Origin of the sequence: Flavobacterium sp. F52, from assembly GCF_000278705.1 — a bacterium.
Taxonomy (GTDB): Bacteria; Bacteroidota; Bacteroidia; order Flavobacteriales; family Flavobacteriaceae; genus Flavobacterium; species Flavobacterium anhuiense.
Genome location: NZ_AKZQ01000034.1, coordinates 66,888 through 90,186 on the forward strand (window position 1 = coordinate 66,888; position 23,299 = coordinate 90,186).

Sequence of the window (23,299 nt, forward strand, 5' to 3'; positions counted from 1 at the left end):
CCATGTCTCCAATCTTTGTCGATTTGCGTGTGCGATTTCTCCTTGCGTCGAAATGACAAACTAACCGTTAACATTGAAGTTTTACTCAGAAACAACTCGCTCCAATTTCTCAGAAACTGCAATTTCCTTCCCGTTTTTAAAGATTCTAAATCCTTTTCCTTTTTTATATTTTTCTCCTGTTTTATCCCAAAGAATGGTAATAATATTGCCGTGATACAAAACATTATCCAGACAAAACCAATCCCATTTTTCTTGCGGAATCAAAGGATTTACTTCAATCTTTTCATCTTCTCTTGGGCGTAAACCAACCAATCCTGTAATCATTAAATCGTTGAAAGTCGAATGATTATAATAACGGCTTCTTTCTCTATCGCCCATTAACCAATATCCCGTAGTCTCATCTAAATATTCTCCAATATAAGGTTTTCCTCTGTAATACTGCGATTGTACGTACAATTCCATTTGTTTAAAATAATCCGTTTTACCAACAAAATCCTGATTATAATTATTCAAAACATTCGCCAAAGCTGTTAACGTCTGTGAACTTGCAAAAGGCCAGATGGCACCATCCCACTCACAAGTTCCTGTTCCATGAGTCCTAAAACGCGGACTTCTTCGTTCTGCGGTTGTCAAACCAAACGGAGCCGAAAATCCTTTTTCATCCTTAATCTGTTCCCAAGCTTTTTCAAAACCTTTTCCTTTTTCAGGAAGATTAAAATACCACGGAATAAATCCTATGGCCTCGCGAACTTGCGCCAGCGTATCTTTTTGTGTTAAAGTTTCAAAGAATTCACTTTTAGGATTCCACAATTTTGTTTCTACTAACTGCTGTAGCTCATCAGCTTTAGCTTTGAACTTTACTTCCGTTTCTTTATCACCTTTCATAGCAGCCATTTTAGAAATCGCTACTGCATTGCCATACATATAACTGTTAATCGTTGGTCTTGCATTTTGAACTTTTCGTCCTCCGCTTAAAGACTCTTCCATTCCGTCTTTTACGTCATGCTGCCAAAACAAACCATCTTTGCGCTGGCGGTCTTTTTCCCAAACGGCATAATCTGTAACCATGTCTGGATACAAATCCAATAAGAACTTTTCATCTTTATTCACCAAATAACGATTGTATAAAGCGTCGGCTGTCCAACTGCTGAATTTATACAATTTATTCATTGGTTTTCCATCATTTCCTCGGTACCAAATTTTCACATCCTGCTCGATGTATTTTGGATCATGAACCCATCTGAATTCGTTTATATGATGTCCCAAAGCACAAGCAATCAAATTGTATTTATCGGCGTATGAACGGTCTACCAAAAACTCTGTAATCCCGAAACCTAGCGGTGTTTTTTTAATGTGTTTTCGAGCTGTCCACCATCGATAATAATAAATCTCCTCAAAATTCTGCTGTGGACATTCAAACAACGGAATATTCTTTTCCATCCAAGCCCAAGCACTGTCATTCGGAATCGCAAATTTTAAATTCTCATCTTCCATCGTGTTGAAATAATCCACATAATGTTTGAAGTTTTTTTCTTTTAAAATAGCCGATTTTCCTAATTGTGAAGATCCTGCACCAGATTTGCAACCACTGTTTATACAAGCGATTACTATTGAAAGTGTTATTATTTTATGTTTGAAATTTGTCAACATGATTTTTATAATTTATATCTTTTCTCACAGTTTTGTCATTTCGACGTAAGGAGAAATCACACTAGTTTATCTACACAGTTTGGCTTTTCTTTGACGAGTTTCGAGTGCGATTCCTCGTTCCTCTGAATGACAAACTAGACTTAATTTTATATTAATTCCCTGTAAAAACATACGTCTGCCCAGCTTTCATATTCACATCGTAAATATTGTAATTTGGCAGTTTTACTTTCTCCAGTTTTGCTTCGTTCGAAATAATCGGTTTCTTCACTTCTACATCATAAAACAACGGATTTGTATTTTTCCCTTTTGCTTTTTTAAGCGAAGAACCTTTTAAAGTATTTTCCACTTTCAATCGGCAATTTCCTCCAATTTTAGAATAGATTTTCAACTCCGAAACTTTATTGTTCTTCCAAGTCATATCGATTACAAAACCGCCTCTTGCTACTAAACCTTTTATGCTTCCGTCTTTCCAAACCGTTGGCAAAGCAGGCAGTAACTGAATCGCATCTTCCTGGCTCTGCATCAGCATTTCGGCAAAACCAGCAGTGCAACCAAAATTTCCATCAATTTGGAAAGGCTGATGCGCATCTAACATATTCGGATACGTTCCGCCACCTTTTCTTTGATCTGCTGTTACCAAATGTAATTGATCCTGAATCAATTTATAAGCGTGATTTCCTTCTAACAATCTTGCCCATAAATTCACTTTCCATCCCATTGACCAGCCCGTAGATTCGTCTGTTCTGTAAATCAGGGATTGTTTTGCTGCTTCAAATAATTCAGGTGTTTTTATTGGCGAAATCTGATTACTTGGGTATAATCCGTATAAATGCGAAACGTGTCTGTGATTGTCTTTCGGATTGTCCCAATCGTCCTGCCATTCTTGTAACTGACTGTGTTTTCCAATTTTCATTGGAGGCATTTTAGCCAAAGCTTCGCTTACTTTTTTCACATAAGCTGCATCTGGTGAAATCAATGCAGAAGCCTCCATAACGTGCGTAAACAAATCAAAAATTAGCTGATTGTCCATTGTTGTTCCCGATGCAATTGTTGATTTTCCAGTTCCGCCAGCGTGTGTGTTTTCTGGAGAACTTGAAGGCACTACAACCAAATATCCTGTGTTTGGATCCACAATCATGAAATCCAAAAAGAAATCAGCGGCGCCTTTCATGATTGGGTAAATTTCTGCTAAATATTTTTTATCGCCTGTATATAAATATCTTTCCCATAAATCCTGACAAACCCAAGCACCACCAGTCGGCCACATTCCTGAAGCAGCAGAATCTACGGGAGCGGTTACGCGCCAAATATCGGTGTTGTGGTGTAAAACCCATCCGTTGGCATTGTACATCATTCTCGCAGTTTCTGCGCCTGTAATGGCTAACTCTTTTGCCATTTGCACAAACGGCTCGTGCAATTCCTGCAAGTTAGTTACTTGTGCCGGCCAGTAATTCATTTCGGCATTGATGTTTGTGGTATATTTACTGTCCCAAGGCGGAGTGACCATATCGTTCCAAATTCCTTGCAAATTCGCTGGCTGCCCGCCCGGCTGAGAACTTGAAATTAAAAGATAACGCCCGAATTGGAAATACAAAGAGGCTAACTGCGGATCGAATTGTTTCGAAAAATCTCTGATTCTTTCGTTTGTTGGTTTCTTTACCAATTCGTTTGAACCTAAATCTAAAGCCACTCTGTTGAAGAATTTTTGGTAATAGTCAACATGCGCTTTTTTTATGTTTTCAAAATCTTTTATTTCCGCTTTCGCTAAATAGTCTTTGCTTTTTGCAATTTCATCTCCAGAAATATCTTTATAGTTTTTGAAGTTTGTTGCAATAGAAATGTATAAAATCACTTCATCTGCTTTGTTAATACTTAAAACGCCATTGCTTGCGTCAATTTCTCCGCCTTTGTTTTTAGCTGTAAGCCTTCCTTGAAATTTTACCTTTCCTTTTACATTTTCAAAGTTAGTTCCCGTTCCAGAAAGTATAATCTGATTTCCTTCTGTCGAAGTTACCGTTTTATCAATCGGACTGTTCATGAAAACGTTACAAGTAATCTGTCCTGGTTTGCTCGCAGAAAGCTTCATCACAATGACCTGATCTGAAAATGCGGTTAGAATTTCTCTTGTAAATTCAACTCCGTTTACTTTGTATTTTACTTTTGCCGTAGCATTGCTGATGTCTAAGTCACGATAATAATCGGTATATTTTTGATGTCCGTTGAATGAAATATAAACGCTTCCGAAAGTCTGATACGGCATGCCGTCATTGGTTTGCGACATGATATCTTTGGTAGCCAAATCCTGCGCTTCATCAAATTTTCCTTCGAAAATCAACTGTCTCACTTTTGGCAAAGCCTCGATTGATTTTGTATGCGCATTACTGTTTGGAGAACCCGCCCAAATCGTTTCTTCGTTCAATTGCAAACGTTCCACTGCTGGATCACCAAAAACCATTGCGCCTAAACGTCCGTTGCCCAAAGGCAAAGCTTCGTTCCAAATAGACGCAGGTTTATCGTACCATAATTTCAGATCGTTTTGAGCGGTTGCAGTTATGGTAAAAATCCCAAGACAAATCGCCGTTATTTTAATTTTTAACTTCATAGTATATTTTTTTTCGCCACGAATTCACGAATTTGCTCTAATTATTATTTGCGTTTTATTTCTCCAATTTTCACCAAAACCCTGAATTCAAGTAATTTAAAACAAAAAGCATCGTATATAAAAAATAATTCGTGAATCCGTGGCTATTTTTTAACTTCGCAAACTTTCAGATTTTTTTCTCCGAACATTTCATATAATTTGTTGATGTCTTTCAGAGCATTTTTAGGCAGTTTTTCGCCTTTATCTCCAAAAACCAGCAACTTTTCTTTTGGTTCAATCACACAAGTTGATTCGTCAATTTCGCCTTTATCGTTTTTCACTTTATTCAAATCTAGATCTAAATATTTCGCCATAAACGGGTACAAAGCCATGCGCTTAGAGATTCCGAAATCATGTCCTTCTTTGGCAAAATGGGCATTCTCTACTAAATCTTTCTTTCCGTACAATTCATACGTTCTTTGGATAAAAGGAAATTCCAATTCTGGAACCGCCAATGTCCAATCTTTTCCATCCGAAACAATCAATTGCGGTTTTGGCGCCATCATTGCTGAAATTTCGGCGTTATTAGTTCCGTTTCCGCATAAGTGAATGCCGCGTCCGCTTTCGCAAGGGCAACCGCCTGAAAAGTGTGATGAAACCATTACAACCGGAGCCGAAACTTTCACTCTATCATCAATCGCTGCCAAAAACATCGTATGCGAACCTCCGCCAGAGCCTCCAGTAACACCAACTCTTGACATATCCGCATTTTTAACCGTTGCTAAATAATCCAGAAAACGAATTCCAGTCAAAACTTGAACGGTAGATGCGATGCTGTTTCTGTGCGTTTCTTCAGGAAACTGCAATAACGATTCTCCCCACGCAAATAAGTCGTAAGCTACAACAATTGCACCCATTTTTGCCATAATCGCACATCTGTACTGCTCGTCTTTTCTATATCTTCCGTCACCAAAATGTCCGTCAGGAGTTAGAATAACAGCTGCTTTTTTGTTTAACGGATACGGTTTGTAAATCGATCCTGTAGCATAAACCCCAGGCAGGATTTCCAAAGCAATATTTTCGACACTATAGTCTTTGTAGATTCTTTTTGGAGTTAAAAGTGGTTTAGATTTTGGCATTGGGGGAGCCTTTTCTAATCCAAATGAGGTTATCATACAAGCTTTTAACTCCGTTTTACGTTTTTCCCATTCTTCTTTAGTTGAATAAAGGCTTTCTAAATAAAATAAGCGTTCTTTTCCTTTATCTACCGAAACTTTATGGTTTTCATATTTACGAATGATGTAGATTCCGTCTGGCTGTTTGAAATACATCAATTCAAACGGTGCTAAAATATTTGTCAGCGAAAGCGGCAGGTTTCCCGGTTCAATTCTCCAATCGGCATAGTCCAGTTCTTTTCCTTTCAACAAACCTCTGTCATCGTTGATGGTTACGTTAAAAACCGTCTCTATTTTTTTAAGCGTTTCTGATACCGGTTTTCTAAAATTAGTATCAGAAGTACTTTGCGCATGAGCAAATGTCAAAGCAAAAATGGAAACTATTAAGATGTATTTTATTTTTTTCATTTTGATATAATTCAACACATTTTTTGAATTGCCTCCTGCTTTAGCTGGAGGAAAACAAATTGATTTCTAAATTATCTTTAGCCTAACTTATTCATTTGGCTAAAGCCCTTTCACTTGTCTTGTTTTGAACCTCCAGCTAAAGCTGGAGGCAATTGATTCTCTTTTTTTTTTTTTGAGCTTAATTATAATTCATAATTACAATTGACATTCTATTGTATAAACTCCTGAACCTAATTCTAAAATCTGTTTTTTATCTTTTTCATTAAAACTTGCTCTAGCCCTTTTATCATTAATTTTTATTTCAGAACTTTTAGAAACAGGAAGTTTTATCGTAGCTGTCGTATTCACAGGAATTCTAACATTCAAAATAAATTTGCCGTCTTTTTTCTCCCAAGAAGAAGCAATTTTTCCGTAAACCGATTGATATTCAGCTTTCGCAAAAGTCATATCACCAACCACTTCTGGCTGAATAAAAAAGTGTTTGAAACCCGGTTTGTCAAGATCCGACTTGATTCCGGCTAAACTTTGGTAAAACCATTCTTCGATCTGTCCTAACATAAAGTGATTCCACGAATTTCCTTTTCTCGGATCCCATTGTTCTGTTAAAGTGGTCAAGCCAAATTTAATCTGAAAACCATAACCTGGTGCATCGTAATGATTATGCATTCTGTACATCGTTTCGTTTTCGCCGTTCTGTGCCAGAGTTTGGAATAAGTAACGATTTCCAACATCTCCCGTTGTCAGACGATCTCCTTTTTCTTTGATATCGGCTAAAAGATTCTGCATAACTGCCTCTTTATACTGCGGTTCTACAATGTCCATAAAAATTGGAACAGCATTGCTAAACTGACTATTGGTTCCGTATTGTTTAGTTTCTTCGTTGAAAAACTCCTTATTGAAAGCTGTTTTAATCTCCGAAGCCAATGCATTGTATTTTTCAAAATCTTCGGTTTTGCCTAATAATTTAGCTGCTTTGGCCGTCAAATAAGCTCCGTAATAATAATGCGAAGTCGCCGAAAGCGCAATCGGACTATTTTTTGAATATCCAGCTGCATGTGTTCCGTAATCGTACCAATCGCCTAATCCGTGAGAAACGATGTTGTTTGTCGCTTTGGTTCCTAAATAATCCACATACTTCTTCATTACAGGAAAATATTTCTCTAATAATGAAACATCTCCGTAATATTCATAGTACATCCAAGGCAAAATCACGCCTGTTACGCCCCATTCTGGAGAATCGGTAAAATCACCTCCAAAGATTACATATTCGGGAACAATTGTCGGGATTAAACCATTATCACGCTGTGAATCAGAAATATTCTGCATCGTTGCAGGAAAGAAAGTCTGCAAATTATAATTGAACATCAAACCTGGGCCATTCAATTGAATTTCTTCCAGCCAGCCTAACTTTTCACGTTGCGGACAATCGGTAAAAACGCTTTGGAAATTACTTTTTATCGAGTTATTGATCAGTTCGTGTGTTTTATTGAATATCTCATTTGAACATGCAAAACTTCCCGCTTCTCCAGCCGAATTGTAAATGAAATTTGATTTTAAATCAACCAAAGTTGGAAGTTCCTTATTCTTATCTTCTTTATAATTAATGCTTTCAATCTGAACATACTGATATCCATAATAACTGAATTTTGGCGTCCATTCTTCTATTCCATCACCTTTTAAAGTATAGTCGTAATAATAGGGTTTTCCAGATCTTCCTTGTGCGATTGTACCTTCTTCATTTAATCCTTCCGCAACCCAAACACGAATCGACTGTCCTCTTTTTCCCTTTACTTTAATCGTTGGAAATCCAGAAAGATTCTGTCCCATATCAAAAACATAGAAATTCGGTTTGAGCTCTTTTACCGTTTTAACTTCGTATTGTTTTTGAATTGTAACTGGCGGAGCAGTTTGTGGTCTTAAAACTCCTTTTGGGGCCTCTTGAACGACAACTTTTTTCCAATCTCTATCTTTGAAACCTTTATTTCCCCAGCCTTTTTGTTCTAGGTTAGCATTGTAATCTTCTCCCCCAAAAATACTGTTGTAGGTAATCGGACTTTTACTGTATTTCCAAGTTCCATCTGATTTTACAATTTCTTCCGAGCCATCATTGTATTTGATTTTCATTTTGAAGAATAAAGTCGGCGGACCAAAACTCACGAAGAATTTGGTATATCTTTCGGCAAGCGTATTGTACATTCCGTTTCCTAACAAAACGCCAATTACGTTATCGCCTTTTTGAAAATCTTTTGCGCTTAATTCGTAAACGTTGTAATTAACCGTTTTATCATAATCTGTCCAAAGTGGAGCAAATTGACTGTTGCCCACTTTTTTACCGTTGATTGTCAATTCGTAATGTCCTAAACCTGAAATATAAACAAAGGCTTCTTTGACTGCTTTTTCAACTTCGAAAGGTTTACGAAGCATGATACTTCTTCGCGCCAAAGAATCGGAAGCATTGATAAACGAATTCTTTTTTTCTCTATTGAAAGTGGCTGTGTGATAGGTTCTTCCTTCCGGCAAATGACTGTCTGCTTTTGTAATCGCACCAATCCAAGTTGGATTTAAATCTGATTCTAACGGAGCAGTTCTAAAAGAAGCATTCTTACTCCATTTTGAAACTTTACCTTCCTGATTCCAGACTTTCAATTTCCAAAAATATTTGGTTTCGCTTTTCAATGGCTTTCCGTTATAAACAATATGCAGGTTTTTATCGGTATTAACTCTTCCTGTATTCCAAATATCTCCATCGTCATTATTTAGCTTTTCTTCAGAAGAGGCAACTAAAATCAAATAGGCAATTTGCGATGCATTGGATTCTTTTGAAATCAATTGCCAACTCAATCTCGGTTGATTCTCCACAACTACCAATGGGTTTTCTGCCATTTCTGTTGTTAAACGTACAGGCAAAATTTGTCCATTCGAGATGAAAGTGATTAAAAAGCTAAATCCTAATAATATGTTTTTGAAATTCTTCATTATAACTTTTAAATTGAACGCTGATGAAACGGATTTACTTCGTAAAGACGCGGATAAAACGATTTTTTTTGTCTAAAAATATAAAATCCGTGCAAATCTGCGTCTTCGTGATAGCAAATCATTTTCATTCTCGTTCTATTTTTTTTGCCACGAATTCACGGATTTTATCTAATTATTCTTTGTGTTTTATTTCTCTAATTTTTACCCAAAATATAATTCGATTAATTTATGACAAAAACTAGGTATCGATTATAAAAACAATTCGTGAATTGCTTCGCCCGTTCGCTTTCCCTCGGGTCGTGGCTATTTCAACTTTTACAATTTTCTAGTAATCAACGATTCAATATTAAATACTGCTTCTGGAATTAATTTTCCGGTTTGAGGCAAATCGTCATAATCGTCTGTATCTGGCGCTGTGTCCGGATTTGGATTATGTCTCTGCTCTCCTGTACGGAACATAATCCGCTCAAAACCATCTGTTGGCGCATAAAATATCTTGGATGATTCTTTTTCGTCATTTACTTTTACAGTATATTGACGGTTTTTAGCATCTAATTTTACAACTACTTTATACGTTTTATTGGCTTCGTATTTAGCAATTGTATTAAAACGTGCTCCCGTTTTTACTTTCAATTGTCCGTCGCTGTCAAAAACCAATCTTACTGAAGGCAGACCTTGTTTGTTTTGAAATTCAATCTGCAATAAACCGTGATTGTTTTGTTCCGGTTTTACTGTAAAAATGGCTTCCATTTTTGATGTAAAAGGAATTACTCTTTCAGCACGAGAATAATCAAAATAATCCTGGTCTCTCAAAGTCAGCCATTTTTTGCCATCGGCTTTCTTTTCGATTTTTGTTGATGCCCATGAAAGATCGTACGTATTCCACATTTTTAATTCTTCTCCGTCTGGAAGCGTATTGAAAACATCATTTGCTTGTTCTGTGACCACCGAAGTTACTGGAACGGGAATCGATGCCACCCAAATATCTTCTTTGTTCATGCTGTAACCCACCCAGATTTTTCCGTCGGGCGGAGTTCCATTTTTTTCTGTGATTCCACGAACGTATTGAGGGCCTGCCGATTTGTAGTTTCCGCCGTAACGCATTGGACTTACTTCTCCGTGAACTAACAATAAATCTTTATAATTCAGTCCATCATCACTAGTTGAAATCGCCAAAGGCCAACGATATTCTGATGGATTGTAAAGGGTTGCATAACGATTATCAGACGTTTTTTGTCCCCAGATTTTAGCATTGCTGTTTACAAATCCTGGCGCACGTAATGGCATATAATCCCACGATTTTCCGCCGTCTCTACTGATTGAAGTTAAAGCATGTTTCCATAAACCCACCACATTTCCGTTTGGCAAATGGTAATAACTAAATGCTTTGTAAGGTTTCTGCAACGGAATCAGTTCATCGTCGCGATCAGCCTCTTCTACCCATTGTTGTAAAACTAGTGGTTCAGATAAAATTTCTTCGCAGGCTTTTTTCAAGCCTTTATCTTTTGATGCGGCATAAAAAGGGAATTTTGATTTCGATTTATCCCAAGTTTTATTGTATCTGATGAAATAGATTTCGCCAAAACTTCCGTCTTTCTTGATTTCACGAATTACACGACCAATTCCTTTTCCGTCGTTTGGATCATCTTTTTCATCCATGGCAATTCCGTAATAAGCCAAAGCAAAAAGTCGTTTGTCTTTTGAGGTATAAAAACCCATTCTCTGGTGCATAATCGCATCCAGATTTTTGGCAATGCCTTCTACACCTTCTTTTTTCCAACCGTCAGGAATTCTATAAATCGGGAAAATCACTTCTGGTTTTGTCCATGTTACACCGTCTTTAGATGTCATCAATAAAGTTTGGCTTGGCGGAATATGTTCCCCAGAAGGATCACTTAAATAATGCAGATAAAAAGTATTATTCCAATACGCCATCATTGGCTGGTGGTTGTATGTCCATCCGAAACCATCTGCTTTTTCTGGGTGTTCACGGCTAGCACGCATAATTTGTGTGGCGTGAACTCCAACTGCTGGACTTAACTGTCCGTGATGGTAATCTATGTTTGAAAGTGTTTTACCAACATAACGAACAGTATCGTTTTGAGCATTTACAACGGTACAAGCTAAAAGAATTGTGACTGTGATGATGTTGGTTTTTATGTTTTGGAAAGTAATCATTTTATTTATTTTTTCATCCTAATAAAAAGCTAGCTAAAAGGGTAGCTTCATTTTTGTAAGCTTTGGAAAAGCGAAATATTTATAGCAAAGAATAAATGTTTACAATATAGAGCTCCGGAGGAGTGGCATATTTTTTTTATAATCTATAATCATATATGTCGCTCCGCTGGAGCTTTTTCTATATCTATTATTGAAATTCTATAAATATTTTACCCCTCTGGGGCTTATTGAGAATAAACTCTTTATTTTCTATCAATTAATCCTTTTAAAACGTCTGCAGAGATTGTTGTAATCGTTCCGTGTTTGTGTCCTTCTGGAAGGCTTATTTTGGACGAAACATCTTCAAAATGAACAAAATCTGTTGTGCTTAATGCTTTATAATTTTTTGAACCGTAATTATCATAATACAGCAACCAGTTTTTATCGACTTTCACTACTGTTGGCCCTTCTGATAAATATTCTGTCAAAGGTTCAGACTTTTTTTGAAAAGGCCCTAAAGGCGATTTTCCGAAAGCTACTTTTATGTTTCTCATTGGTCTTGTGTTATCTTTTAAAACCAAAACATAATCTTTCTTTCCTTTTTTGACAATCACACAATCAATTACGCTAAAACCTGGGTCGTAATACAATTTTGTATCTGAAAACGTTTTGAAATCCTTAGTCGTTACGTAATACATTCTGTGGTTGTTTTTCTCGTCCTCCACCCCTTTTTCAAATCGGAACGGAATTGTCGATGCCCAAATAATGATATATTCCTTTTTTACATCATCATAAAAAATCTCTGGTGCCCAAACATTTACAACCTCAGGCTCATTTTTCATTACCGGAATATATTTTTGTTCTGACCAATGAATTAAGTCCTTTGAACTTGCGTAGCCAAAACCATTTCCACCTTTCCAATCGGTTGTCCAAACCATGTGATAGGTTCCGTCAGCTCCTTTTGTAATTGACGGATCACGCATAATTTTACTGGCTCCGATTTCGGGTTTTAAAAATGACCCTTCTAGTCCTTTCCAGTTGTAACCGTCTTCGCTGTATGCGAGATACAAGCCTTCTGTTGCTGGTTCCCTAAACGACGTAAAAAGATAGAGTTCTTTCTCTTTCTGTGCGTAAGATATCGCAAAAAGCGTAAGGGTTAGTATGATGAATATTTTTTTCATATTGTGTTCCGTTTACAACTTTGTCAGATTTTCGAACTTTGACAAAGTTGACTCGACAATTTTATTATTCTGTAATTGCTTTTTTATCTAGAGAAGCTCCTTTTTTAATCTTTGTTGTTACGTTGTTAAACACATTATTTTTCAAGAAAATATTTTTGCTGTCTTTTCCATCAGCTTCGATAAAAATATCGGTTGGATTAAATGGAAAATTATTGTTAATCAACGCATTCGAAACGTTATCTAATTTAATAACCGGAACGCCTTTTATTGCTGTTGAAGAACCGACATTATCTAAAATCACATTTTTTGAATCTGAAATTTTGAAAGAAGAACCAACCGTTGCGTTTACTTTTACATCATGAAATTCAACATCTGTTGTTGTACTTACGGTAAAACCTTCTTTTCCGTCCATATTGATGTTAGAGAAAGTAATGTTTTGAATTGGCATTTCAGTAATTCCCAAAATCTGTCCAGCTTTGTTTACGTTTGAAGCCGTGATGTTACTCATATGAATGTTTCTGAAAATCGGTGTTTTCTCGGTTACAGGCTCAACTGTGGTACCTTTATCATAGAAAAGACTTAGTACAATTGCTTCCTCTTTGATATTTTTCATGACAATATTATCCACACGAATATCTTCTACAACTCCACCTCTTCCACGAGCCGATTTGATACGGATTCCGCGATCTGTTCCGTCAAAAACACAGTTTGAAATCGTGATTTTTTTGATTCCGCCTGACATTTCGCTTCCAATAACCACTCCGCCGTGACCGCTTAACATAGTGCAGTTTGTAATCGTTACATTTTCTGTTGCTTTTCCATATTTACGTCCGTCGCCGTCTCTTCCTGATTTAATAGTAATACAATCATCTCCAACACTGATATGACAATCAGAAATGTGAACATTGGTACAAGAAGAAGGATTGATTCCGTCTGTATTTGGTGAATGCGGATTAAAAATTGAAATTCCAGTTACTCTGACATTATCACAAAACTCTGGGTTAATCGTCCAAAAAGGCGAATTTTTAAAAGTAACACCTTCAATCAAAATGTTTTTGCAGTTATATGCTTGAAAAAAAGAAGGTCTGAAAAATTTCTTATCAACTGTTCTTTTGTAGTATGGTTCTGTGTAAAGGCCTTTGTTTTGCTCTTCCCACATGGTTTGGTATTTTGTTGGAGGAAGCGGTTCTTTTGCCGTTTCAATTCGGTATACTTCATTCCACCAAGCTTTACCTTGTCCATCGATTATACCTCTTCCTGTGATCGCGATATTTTCTACATCTTTGGCATAAAACAAAGGTTGAAAACTTTTCATTACAATTCCTTCGTAACGCATTTCTACGTAAGGCAGAAAATCATCAAAGTTCTCTGAAAACTTTAAAAGTGCTCCAGAATCTAAGTGAATCGTGATGTTGCTTTTTAATGTTAAAGCTCCGGTTAAATATTCTCCAGCAGGAAAAAAGATAGTTCCTCCGCCGTTTTTAGATGCTTTTTCAATGGCATTCTGAATGGCTTGCGTGCATTTTATTCCTTTGTTGTTTCCGCCTTCCTTTAGCATGTTGTACCAGCCGTCGTTTGCGAAAGTGGTGTTTAATCCGGTTATGAAGCAGAGTATTATTAGTATGTTTTTCATAGTTGTGTTTTTTTTGTTCTCTCGCAGATTTAGCAGATTGTTCAGATTTTTTTTCTGCCACAGATTAAATGGATTTTTTTTATCTGCTTTATCGGCAAAATCTGCGAGAGTATTATATTCTCATTCTTTGTCACCCTGAGCGAAGTAAAAGGGCGTATGCTATATCAAACTTTATGTCCAATCATTGCGGTCCTTCGACTTCACTCAAGAGGACAAAACTTTGTGTTTAAATAGATCTCAAAATCAAAACCCAGTCATTGCCATCTTCTTTTTTACCTTCTGGTTGAAAGTTTTGAGTTCCTTCTTTGTTATCAAATATTCCGATTTTCATTTTCTTGCCGCTTCTTGGATTGTACCAAATTGCTTCGAATTTATCACCGGCAATTTTTCCAAGTTTTACTTCTATTATTCTACCGTTGTATGTGTAAAGCAAAGCATATTTCTCACCTCTTATCGCTGGAATATAATCGTATTTTTCTCCCTGATTCACCACTAAAGAAACGTCTGGAGTTCCTTCTAAAAATGGAAATTCTTCCATTAATTTCTTGATGTAAACCATTTGTTTTGCACCAGGCGCATTGATGGCTGATGTCCATAATTCTTTATTTCCATAGGCGGGTTTATCGCCTTTTCTGAACATCTGCATTACGGCGTTGTGCCCGTAGGTATAACCTGCTCCGCCTGATAAAACCGACCAATATCCGTAACGGCGTACGTCATTTGCTGTCCATTTTGGCTGTAAGGTATCGTGCAAACCATGTGGAATTCCTTCGTAAGATGGTTCTCCGTCAAGTGTAGGTTTTGTTGGTTTTAATTCGAAATCTCTAAGAACAAATTTGTAATTGTCTTCTTTGAAATTCGTTTTTACAGAATCCTGATCGTATCTTCTATGTCCAGATTGGAACATATTGAAATCCAACCATTTTGCATTATGAAAATTCTCAGAAGAATCGGTTCTTCCAAACGGGTGGAAAGTCACTAACTGGTTTGGATTATTGGTTTTTAAAGTATTTCCGATGGCATTCCAAATATCCTGAAATTCGTTTCCGTGTGTGTCTCCACCGTTTAACCAAATTATGTTGGTTCTGTTTTTATATCGATTAGCCAAGAATTGAGCATATTCTGTTGCTTGTTCCTTGCTTACTTTATTTCCTTTTGAGACGTTGGTTCCCCAAACTGGAACCATTGCTAAGTAAATTCCGTTTTTCTGAGCCACGTCTAAAGTATAATCTACATGATCCCAGTAATCGTATTGCTTCGCATCTTTGAAATCATTTCCAGCCGTAATCAACGGTTTTGAAACGTCTTCGTTGATTAAAGCTGAAGCGCCATAAACGTTAACGGCATTGATGTTATGCAAAACCATGACCTGAACTACATTAAATCCTTTGTCTTTTCTGTCTTTAAAATATTTCTCAATTCCTGCTCTATCCAATTTTCCAAATGCCAACCAGCCTGTGTCACCTAGCCAGAAAAATGGTTTTTCATTTTCGGTAACAAAATAATGCTGATTTTTAGACACTTTGATTTGAGGCAGAGATGCTTTTGCTTTAGCAGATTGCGAAAATCCGCTTTGTGCTGTAAACACAAAGCTTATACAAAGGGCGCATAAAGATTTAATTTTCAGATTCATTTTATGTGTTTTAATTTTTTTTATAGCCACGAATTCACGAATTACTTTTATTCACTTTGTGTTTTTCTTTCACGCAGATTTCGCAGATTTTAGCTGATTTGCGCAGATTAAATTTTTAAAATCTTTTGAATCTGCTTTGATCTTTTTAAATCTGCGTGAAAATTTTTTACTCTCGCAGATTGGAAAATTAAGCAGATTTATTTAAAAATAATCCGTGAATTCGTGGCGAATAAACTTTTACTTTCTTACTACAAAAAGCACTTTTTCTTTTATTTCGGCTTGCGGAATTGTGACTTGCTTTCCTCCGCTGACGTTTGCTTTTTTGGTTATATTTCCTGTTGATGCATTGATTGCAAATACTTCAAATGTTCCTTTTTCGTTTGATAAATCGATTGTAATATCTTGGTCGTTTTTCTGATAAAAAAGATAACTTTTTCCTTTGTTTTCCAATTTCCAAAGATTGTCTGAGAACGCATTTCCGTCAACTAATTTCATTTCGCTTAAAGCGGCATAAAACTGAGGAAGTTCAATTTTTGGGATATTTGGCAATGAAGCTCCCGCCATTAAAGCCGGCCATCCGAATCTTGACGAACCATCTGTTGAATATAAAATGACTTTTTCAGGATATTTTTCTCGGTATTCACGAACAGCGCGATACACTTGGCTATCTGTTTCTTTTCCGGTTTTTAATTTTCTAGCGTGCTGTCTTGGCGCTAAATTTACACCTCCTTGCGGTGCATAAGCCGAACCGTCTTCTTTGTAATACCAATAACGAATATCGATTACATCAACTGTTTTTACTCTTTTAGCATCATTCAAAATAGCGTCCTGAACGTCTTTTGTTGCGCTTAAACCAATTAGGCCTTTTTTGCCAGTTTCGTCTTTCCATTTTTTCGCCTGATCAATCCAGAATTCCATGAAATGTAACGGACCTGTATATTCGGCACTTGTTAACTGAATTACGTTGCTATTTTCCTGAAAGTTTTCAAATGATTTTCTGATGAAACCTTCGTGTAATTTTCTTCTTTGCGCATTCGTAATATCATAAAACTGCTCCGCCATAAAAATACGTTTGTCTCCTGCGTAAGGCGGTGGCTCTGGAAATCCTGTGCTGTTGATATTGTTTGCTGAACGCCAAGGTGAACTTGCCCAATGTGCACCAGCTTCTAAAATGTTATGCTGAAAATATTGCTGATTGATTAATAATTGTCCATTTGGTTCTGCAAGCGTTGCAAACTGCGCTAAACGGCTCCAGTACCAATCGTTGAATTTTGTTAAATCGTATTTACTTAAATGATCCCAAGCGAAATCTTTTCCGCTTCTCGCGAAAGGTTGTTCGTAAAACGGTGGCCAAACATCGTCATCAATTCGGCGAACACGTTCGTGATCATCCATTCTTCTGTCATACCACAAACCATAATTATGTTCTAAGGCAACGATATTATTTTTAGTTAAATAATCTACCGTTTCTTGTACTTTATCGGTCAATCCGTTTCCTGTTCTTCCTGGAACAAAACGAGTGATGTGCGGTGTCGATTTGTTTACGAAATCGTCCGTTAAATCGCCTCTCCACCAAGCTACATTCGTTTGTTTTCCTGCAATTACTTTTCCTTCAAAAGTTAGCCATCCATTTTCTGTTGTTACTTTTGAAGCTGATTTTTCTGTTTTATTTGAAGCAACTTTTAAATCGTTTGCATTTTTTAAACCTTTACTATCTGTGTTAATCGGATTTGCTTTTGAAGCTTCTACAATCAACTCCTGCAGACTTTTTGCGGTTGTAGCAGCGTTTTTAGTCAGTTCTGCAGCGACTTCGATACTTGGACTTGAAGAAGCTTCTGAACCTAAATCATAGATAAAAGGCTGAATTGGAAGTTTTCCTAATCTTGCTTCTAGTTGTGTGTAGAATAAACTTCTTGGACTGATATGTTCGTTTACGTTTTTCCAATGTCCGTTTCCTCCAAATTGTCCCCAAACTCCAAAAGCCCAGTTTTGTGCTGTTGGCGGGCTGTAACATTCTACTTTTGATGCCGATGATTCCCAGATTACAGAATTAGCTGCTGTCCATCCTGCTCCTCTTCCGCCTTGTTCTCTGTTGTTGTAACTTAATGCTTTTCCGTCGATATTGGCAATATCAAATAAAACTCCTGTTGCCCAGCTTCCGATTGCACCGCTGTTTTCGAATGGCAAATGTGATTCGCATTGTACGAAAACATTTGGTCCAGTTGTACCGAATCCGCCAACGGCGAAATCATGATATCCAAATTCTGAATAACAACGCTGGAAAAGTGTCTGCTGACCTTCGGTATAAAAAGTATGTCTTCTGAATGAAGCGATTTCTGAAATTGGTTCTGTAGCGATACAATCTTCAACCGTAATTTGCTGACTTGTTTTTAAAACCGTAACGGCTCCGCCTGCAAAATGCTTGAAATTAACTTGTTTTACCCAAGCATTTCTGGTGTTTTCAATGCTGATAGCCTGCCATCTATGTTCTTCGTCTTTTAAGTTTGAAGGATTGTAAGTTGATTTTATTAATATGTTTTCAATTCCGATATGTTCAATTCTTCCCTGCCAAGAATAAACGGTTACTTTTGAAGTTCCGAAAACATCATCCAAAGACATTGTGATTGGAGCATTTACAGTTACTTCGTTTTCATTTATTTTGGTTACGACACGATTCCAAGTTGTAGTCCAGTCTCCTTTTTTCCAGCCAATCCAAGAAGTTTCTCCGCCGAAATCCTGCATGTTTACTTCTTTAATGAAATTATCCGTTAAAGGTTTACTGATTTCGATTTCGTCGCCAACTTTTAATTTTGCTGTGTTTTTTAATTGGATTTTCTGAGCTCCAAGCGGTGTGTAAGCGTTTGCAAATTCAAATGAATCTTTATACACTTTATCGTTTAACCCTAAAATTCTAATTAAGGCTTCTCTTTCTAATCCCGTTCCTAAAAGTACAGTTTCGTTTTCGTTATTACCGCTTCCTCTTAAAACAACTCCTGATTTTCTGATGTATAATGTTCCGCTGATTTTGAAAGTTCCTTTATCTAACAAAACCGCTCCACGAAAACCTGATTTGTCTGGTTTTAGAGAACTCACATAATCAATTGCATTTTGGATTTTCTGAGTTGCATCTTCTTCTTGCTGGGAAACAAAAATTTTGTTATCCAGATTCGGAATTGCAACTTCATAGTTTTTATATCCTGCAAAAGAAAAGTCTGGAATTTGATTTCCTTGATTATCTGTCGTAAAAGAAAGTTTGCCTTCTTTGTTTTTAACGATGTCTGGAAAATTGTTTTGAGCTGTGATGTTACCAGATATAAACGTAGTAAAACACATTATCACTAATGTGTTTTTGAAGGAAGGAATTATATTTTGTTTAATGAAATTCACTTTTAGTATATTTTTCAATTTTCTAAAGATAAGCATTTCCACAATTTGTCATTTCGACGAAGGAGAAATCTCACGTAGGATTTACGCACTGTTGTGGAGCTTCAAGTGTGATTCCTCGTTCCTCGGAATGACAAACTTTGGGTTTATGCTTTATGTTGAATTATTGCAATAAAGACTTTAATTTCGCCAAAGTATCCGTATTATTTTCGATTTTCGTCCAATCTGTTTTGCTGGTTGGATCGATTCCGTTAAAATACTTTTCGATATTGGTATATCCGTCTCCATTTGCATCTTTATTAGCATCTGAAGCATCATTCGGATTTAAACCGTATTTTTTCTCCCATGCATCTGGAATTCCGTCATTGTCTGAATCTTTATACGCTTTTCCTTTGTAAGTTGGATATCCGCCAACTTGGTCAGGATGTGTTATAATTCCTTTTTTATAAGAGTCAGCTGGTAATCTTCTTTTGATATATTCTTTTCCGATGTTATTTTCTAAACCGTCTTTAACTTCGATTTTTCCTGTACGAACTTGTTTGATAACACGTTCATCGACTGCATCTCTTTTTGGTATTGTGGCTCCAACATTCGCTAAAACATATTCGTATGCTTCTTCAGCTCCCATAATTTTGAATGCTGGCATTGAAAAAGGTTTTGGCTGTTTGATTGCTGCTAAAAATGCTGCCGTTTCTGCTTCTGGAAGATTTTCCAACTGCACGCCGCCATTCCAGTTGTCTGCTGTAACTTCAGGTGAACCTACAATGAAGTTTCCTGAAACATAAGCTCTTCCGTATTGTTTTGGTTCAATATAACCAGATTCTGGTTTTACAATTCTATATGCAATAGGCTCGTTCTGCGGTGTAATTGGCCCAGGTTTAAAATAGTTGTTGATGATGTTCAACATCGAACGATAATCACCGCCATCTAAGGTACGGTTCCACCAATTGAATACTACGTTATTCACAAAATTAAAGTCGCCATACATTCCGATAGAAGCATTTCTAGAAATGTTGTCAGCCCAAAGATTGCGCATAAAAGTACTATTTAATCCGCCGATTGTACTTCCGAAAGCATGATTATACGTATCTAAACCTTCTGATGAAATGGTGTTTTGAATCGTGATATTACAAGCTGGCAGTTTTTCCAATTTTGATTTTGCATTAGCTGCAAATTGATGTCTGTATAAAGAAATATTTTCGTCAAGCCCCCAGCTTACTGAACAATGGTCAACGATAATATTTCCCATCGGATTTCCGCCTAATGCATCATCTCTTCTTGTAACTTCTGTAGCGCCACGTCTAAAACGCATGTGTCTGATGATAACATCATGTGTATCGATTTCTAGAGTTTCCCCTGCAATACAGATTCCGTCACCAGGAGCCGTTTGCCCAGCAATCGTTACATACGGCGCACGCATGCTGATTCTTTTTTTCAACTGAATTATTCCTGAAACATTGAAAACAATTGTTCTTGCTCCAACTGCTTCGCAAGCTTCACGGAAAGTTCCTTTTCCGCTGTCTTCTAAACTCGTTACCACAAATATTTTTCCGCCACGTCCGCCTTGTGTGTATGCGCCACCGCCTTCTGCACCTGGGAAAGCAGGAATATCTGCCTGAACAAAATCTTTTGGATATGAAGCCCAAGGTAAATAAGGTTTTCCTTGTTTTGCTTCTTCTTTGATTATATGCAGATTAGCATTCCAAATTTCGCTTAGTCTTTTTTCTTCATCAGCCAAAATAGCATCTGCTTTTGCTTGAACATCTTTTGGAATTACAGGATATTGGGCATAGGCCGACGAAACAAGCGAACAAAATGACAGCGCCATAAATGTTCTCTTTAAAGTACGGTTGGGAAAAATATTTTGCATTGAATTGTGTGGTGTCGTTAATAGTTTTTGGTGTAAAGTTTTAAGAGATTATTCTTTTGAAGTAGAATCTTTTGCTTTATTCTTTTCTCTTTCTTCAATACGTTTGTGCCAATCAGCACTTTCTTTATTTAAATCGTAACCTTGTTTTGATAAATAGTTATTGATTCTCCCTTTGTATTTACCAAACCATCCGTGCTTTTCTTTAGATGAACCAGCATCCATTGCATGTTCTCTGGCTTCTACTAAAGCTTTATAAATGTAGTCTTTTTGTTCTGCTGTTAAATTTGGAAGCATATCGTTATAACCTGCCACTGTTATAGGAAGTACGCCGTATGTCATTCCGTCTTTAACTTCAGTAATTTTGTCTTCTGATAATTCTTTACCTAATTTTTTGATGTAAGATTTATGCAATTTTGCAATTGATTCGTCTGCTTTTGCTTTCAGTTTATCAATTTTCTTGTTTTGATCTTCTTTAGCTAAAGAGATGTCTTCTTTTACTTTTTTGATTTCAGCGTCCCTTCCGTCCTGAATTTCACTTAAATCTCTGAATTGTTGTGCAATAATGTTTGAAACCGCTTTTTCTTTAGCTTCGTTTTTCAAATCTAATTTGGTAACAATTTTTGCAGCTCTTTCGTTGGTAACCTTTACATATTCAGGATCTAAATGCTGTTGCGCATTTAAAGTTGAAAATGCAAAAACCAGCGATAACAAGCCTGCGTTTATTTTATTTAGTGCCATTGTCTTTGTTTTTTTAAACACATAAAAGCATAGATTTTCTTTTATTTTCTTTTATTTCCTTTTTTATATTAAAATTCTATGTTTCTATGTGTTAAACAATTATTTCAGTTTTTCTTATTTTAAATCTAATAAAGGTCTAACTAATGTTTCTTTGTTATTAGCCAAATCTTTCCAATCTACTTTTATCGCAGGATTTACACCGTTGATATAATCTTCTATATTTGTATATCCGTCTCCGTTTAAATCTCCTTGCGCATCAGATGGGTCGTTCGGGTTTAAACCGTATTTTTTCTCCCATGCATCAGGCATTCCGTCTTTGTCTGTATCTACATATGGTTTCCCTTTGTATTCTGGATAGCCGCCAACTTGCGAAATATCAGTAATAATTCCTTTTTTATAAGAATCCATCGGTAGACGTCTGTGTTCAAATTGGTAGAAAGTTTTTTTCTCTAATCCTTTTGCATATTCAGGAACTCCAGTTTTTACAGTTCTTACGATTCTTTCGTCTACTTTATCTCTTATTGGAAGAGTCGCTCCAACATTTTTAAGAACAAATTCATAAGCATCTTCAGCAGTCATAAATTTGTTGAACCATGGCATTGGGAAAGGTTTATTCACTTTCATTTTAGCGAAGTATTCTTTTGCCTCGTCATACGTCATCAACTCACCTTTTTTATTTTCTAACTGAATTCCGCCGTCCCAGTTATCTTTAGTAACTTTTTCGTTTCCATTAATAACGTTTCCGTTTACATAAGCTCTACCAAAAACCATATAAGGCAATTTGCTTCTTCCCGATTCTGGTTTTAAGATTCTGTAGCTGATTGGCTGTGTCAAATCGGTTACAGGACCTGGTTTGTAGAAGTTGTTAATGATGTTGTAATTTGCAGTATAATCCCCTCCATCTGTTGATCTGTTATACCAGTTGAAAACGACATTATTTACAAAATTGAAAATTCCGTTCCATCCAATAGAAGGGTTTCTTCCTGCATTGTTGGCCCACATATTTCTCATGAAAGAACAGTTTTCTCCTCCTAAAGTACTTCCGAAAGCATGATTGTAAGTATCCAAAGCTTCTCCGAATAAACTGTTTTGGATAGTAATATTTACCGTTCCCACTTTAATATCTGGATAACCTGGCCCTGGATTGTACATATGTCTGTAGATTGACATGTTTTCATCTAATCCCCAAGTTGCGGAAACGTGATCGATCATGATATTTCCAACAGGATTTCCACCAATTGCATCATCACGGCGTCCTACGAAAGTTTCTCCACGACGGAATCGTACGTGTCTGATAATTACGTCATGCGTATCAATCCAAGTTGACTCTCCAGCTATACAAATACCATCACCAGGAGCTGTCTGTCCTGCAATTGTAATGTATGGCGCACGAATAATCAACGGACTTTTTAATCTGATAATTCCAGCAACATTAAATACCACAATTCTTGCACCTCCCTGTTCGCAAGCTTCACGCAAAGTTCCTGGGCCACGATCTTCCAAACTTGTTACGGTGTATACTTTTCCGCCACGTCCTCCAAATGTGTACATTCCGCCACCTTCGGCACCTGGGAAAGCTGGAATTTCAGCTTGAGGTAAATCAGTTGGTCTTGCTGCCCACGGAATATAAGGTTTTCCATGTTTTGCTTCTTCTTCAATAACTACTAAAGCTTTTGCCCAAGCTTCATCAGAAAGTCTTTGCGCTTCTTCTTTAATTGCTTTTTCCTGAGCCTGAACTTCTGGACTTATCTTCGGATATTGAGCAAAACATTTTGCGCTTCCTAAAAAAAGCAGAGATGCGATAAATAATGCGGAATTTTTCATGTTAATTTCTAGTTGCGGTAATTCTTTTTAAACAAATCACCTGTATTTTTTTGACAAATACAGGTGAAAAGCTTGATATGTAATTTCTG

General features: G+C 36.7%; 12 protein-coding genes. All 12 read right to left on the reverse strand.

Annotated elements, in window-relative coordinates; genetic code table 11:
• Positions 1–81 precede the first annotated feature (81 nt).
• Entirely contained in the window at positions 82–1,650 is a 1,569-nt protein-coding gene (locus FF52_RS17075) for an MGH1-like glycoside hydrolase domain-containing protein (RefSeq protein ID WP_008467452.1), read from the reverse strand.
• Between the two features lie 151 nt (positions 1,651–1,801).
• On the reverse strand, positions 1,802–4,252 hold the full coding sequence (locus FF52_RS17080) for a glycosyl hydrolase family 95 catalytic domain-containing protein (RefSeq protein WP_008467453.1): 2,451 nt from the start codon (positions 4,250–4,252) through the stop codon (positions 1,802–1,804).
• 143 nt (positions 4,253–4,395) lie between these two features.
• Complete coding sequence (locus FF52_RS17085; RefSeq protein ID WP_008467454.1) at positions 4,396–5,814, reverse strand: acetylxylan esterase; 1,419 nt, start codon at positions 5,812–5,814, stop codon at positions 4,396–4,398.
• A gap of 195 nt (positions 5,815–6,009) precedes the next feature.
• Positions 6,010–8,790: a glycoside hydrolase family 78 protein gene (locus FF52_RS17090; protein ID WP_008467455.1), complete on the reverse strand. Its 2,781-nt coding sequence runs from the start codon at positions 8,788–8,790 to the stop codon at positions 6,010–6,012.
• A gap of 315 nt (positions 8,791–9,105) precedes the next feature.
• A complete protein-coding gene (locus FF52_RS17095; protein WP_008467456.1) occupies positions 9,106–10,968 on the reverse strand; it encodes a hypothetical protein in 1,863 nt (620 codons plus the stop codon).
• Positions 10,969–11,210: 242 nt separating this feature from the next.
• Positions 11,211–12,128, reverse strand: a complete 918-nt coding sequence (locus FF52_RS17100) for a glycoside hydrolase family 43 protein (protein WP_008467457.1) — start codon at positions 12,126–12,128, stop codon at positions 11,211–11,213.
• Between the two features lie 64 nt (positions 12,129–12,192).
• Positions 12,193–13,761 carry a glycoside hydrolase family 28 protein gene (locus FF52_RS17105; protein ID WP_008467459.1) on the reverse strand — a complete coding sequence of 523 codons (1,569 nt, stop codon included), beginning with the start codon at positions 13,759–13,761 and terminating at the stop codon, positions 12,193–12,195.
• Positions 13,762–13,987: 226 nt separating this feature from the next.
• A complete protein-coding gene (locus tag FF52_RS17110; protein WP_008467461.1) occupies positions 13,988–15,394 on the reverse strand; it encodes a glycoside hydrolase family 140 protein in 1,407 nt (468 codons plus the stop codon).
• Between the two features lie 237 nt (positions 15,395–15,631).
• Complete coding sequence (locus FF52_RS17115; RefSeq protein ID WP_008467463.1) at positions 15,632–18,727, reverse strand: DUF6298 domain-containing protein; 3,096 nt, start codon at positions 18,725–18,727, stop codon at positions 15,632–15,634.
• A gap of 214 nt (positions 18,728–18,941) precedes the next feature.
• Complete coding sequence (locus FF52_RS17120) at positions 18,942–20,648, reverse strand: polysaccharide lyase (protein WP_008467465.1); 1,707 nt, start codon at positions 20,646–20,648, stop codon at positions 18,942–18,944.
• 48 nt (positions 20,649–20,696) lie between these two features.
• Entirely contained in the window at positions 20,697–21,386 is a 690-nt protein-coding gene (locus tag FF52_RS17125) for a DUF3826 domain-containing protein (RefSeq protein ID WP_008467468.1), read from the reverse strand.
• Positions 21,387–21,500: 114 nt separating this feature from the next.
• Positions 21,501–23,210, reverse strand: coding sequence for a polysaccharide lyase (locus FF52_RS17130; protein ID WP_008467471.1), 1,710 nt, complete (start codon positions 23,208–23,210; stop codon positions 21,501–21,503).
• Between the last annotated feature and the right edge of the window lie 89 nt (positions 23,211–23,299).

Coding starts and splice junctions, on each gene's coding strand:
- FF52_RS17110 (WP_008467461.1), bottom strand. CDS start 15,394: ATGAATCTGAAAATTAAATCTTTATGCGCCCTTTGTATAAGCTTTGTG.
- FF52_RS17090 (WP_008467455.1), bottom strand. CDS start 8,790: ATGAAGAATTTCAAAAACATATTATTAGGATTTAGCTTTTTAATCACT.
- FF52_RS17075 (WP_008467452.1), bottom strand. CDS start 1,650: ATGTTGACAAATTTCAAACATAAAATAATAACACTTTCAATAGTAATC.
- FF52_RS17120 (WP_008467465.1), bottom strand. CDS start 20,648: ATGCAAAATATTTTTCCCAACCGTACTTTAAAGAGAACATTTATGGCG.
- FF52_RS17100 (WP_008467457.1), bottom strand. CDS start 12,128: ATGAAAAAAATATTCATCATACTAACCCTTACGCTTTTTGCGATATCT.
- FF52_RS17095 (WP_008467456.1), bottom strand. CDS start 10,968: ATGATTACTTTCCAAAACATAAAAACCAACATCATCACAGTCACAATT.
- FF52_RS17125 (WP_008467468.1), bottom strand. CDS start 21,386: ATGGCACTAAATAAAATAAACGCAGGCTTGTTATCGCTGGTTTTTGCA.
- FF52_RS17085 (WP_008467454.1), bottom strand. CDS start 5,814: ATGAAAAAAATAAAATACATCTTAATAGTTTCCATTTTTGCTTTGACA.
- FF52_RS17105 (WP_008467459.1), bottom strand. CDS start 13,761: ATGAAAAACATACTAATAATACTCTGCTTCATAACCGGATTAAACACC.
- FF52_RS17115 (WP_008467463.1), bottom strand. CDS start 18,727: ATGTGTTTTACTACGTTTATATCTGGTAACATCACAGCTCAAAACAAT.
- FF52_RS17080 (WP_008467453.1), bottom strand. CDS start 4,252: ATGAAGTTAAAAATTAAAATAACGGCGATTTGTCTTGGGATTTTTACC.
- FF52_RS17130 (WP_008467471.1), bottom strand. CDS start 23,210: ATGAAAAATTCCGCATTATTTATCGCATCTCTGCTTTTTTTAGGAAGC.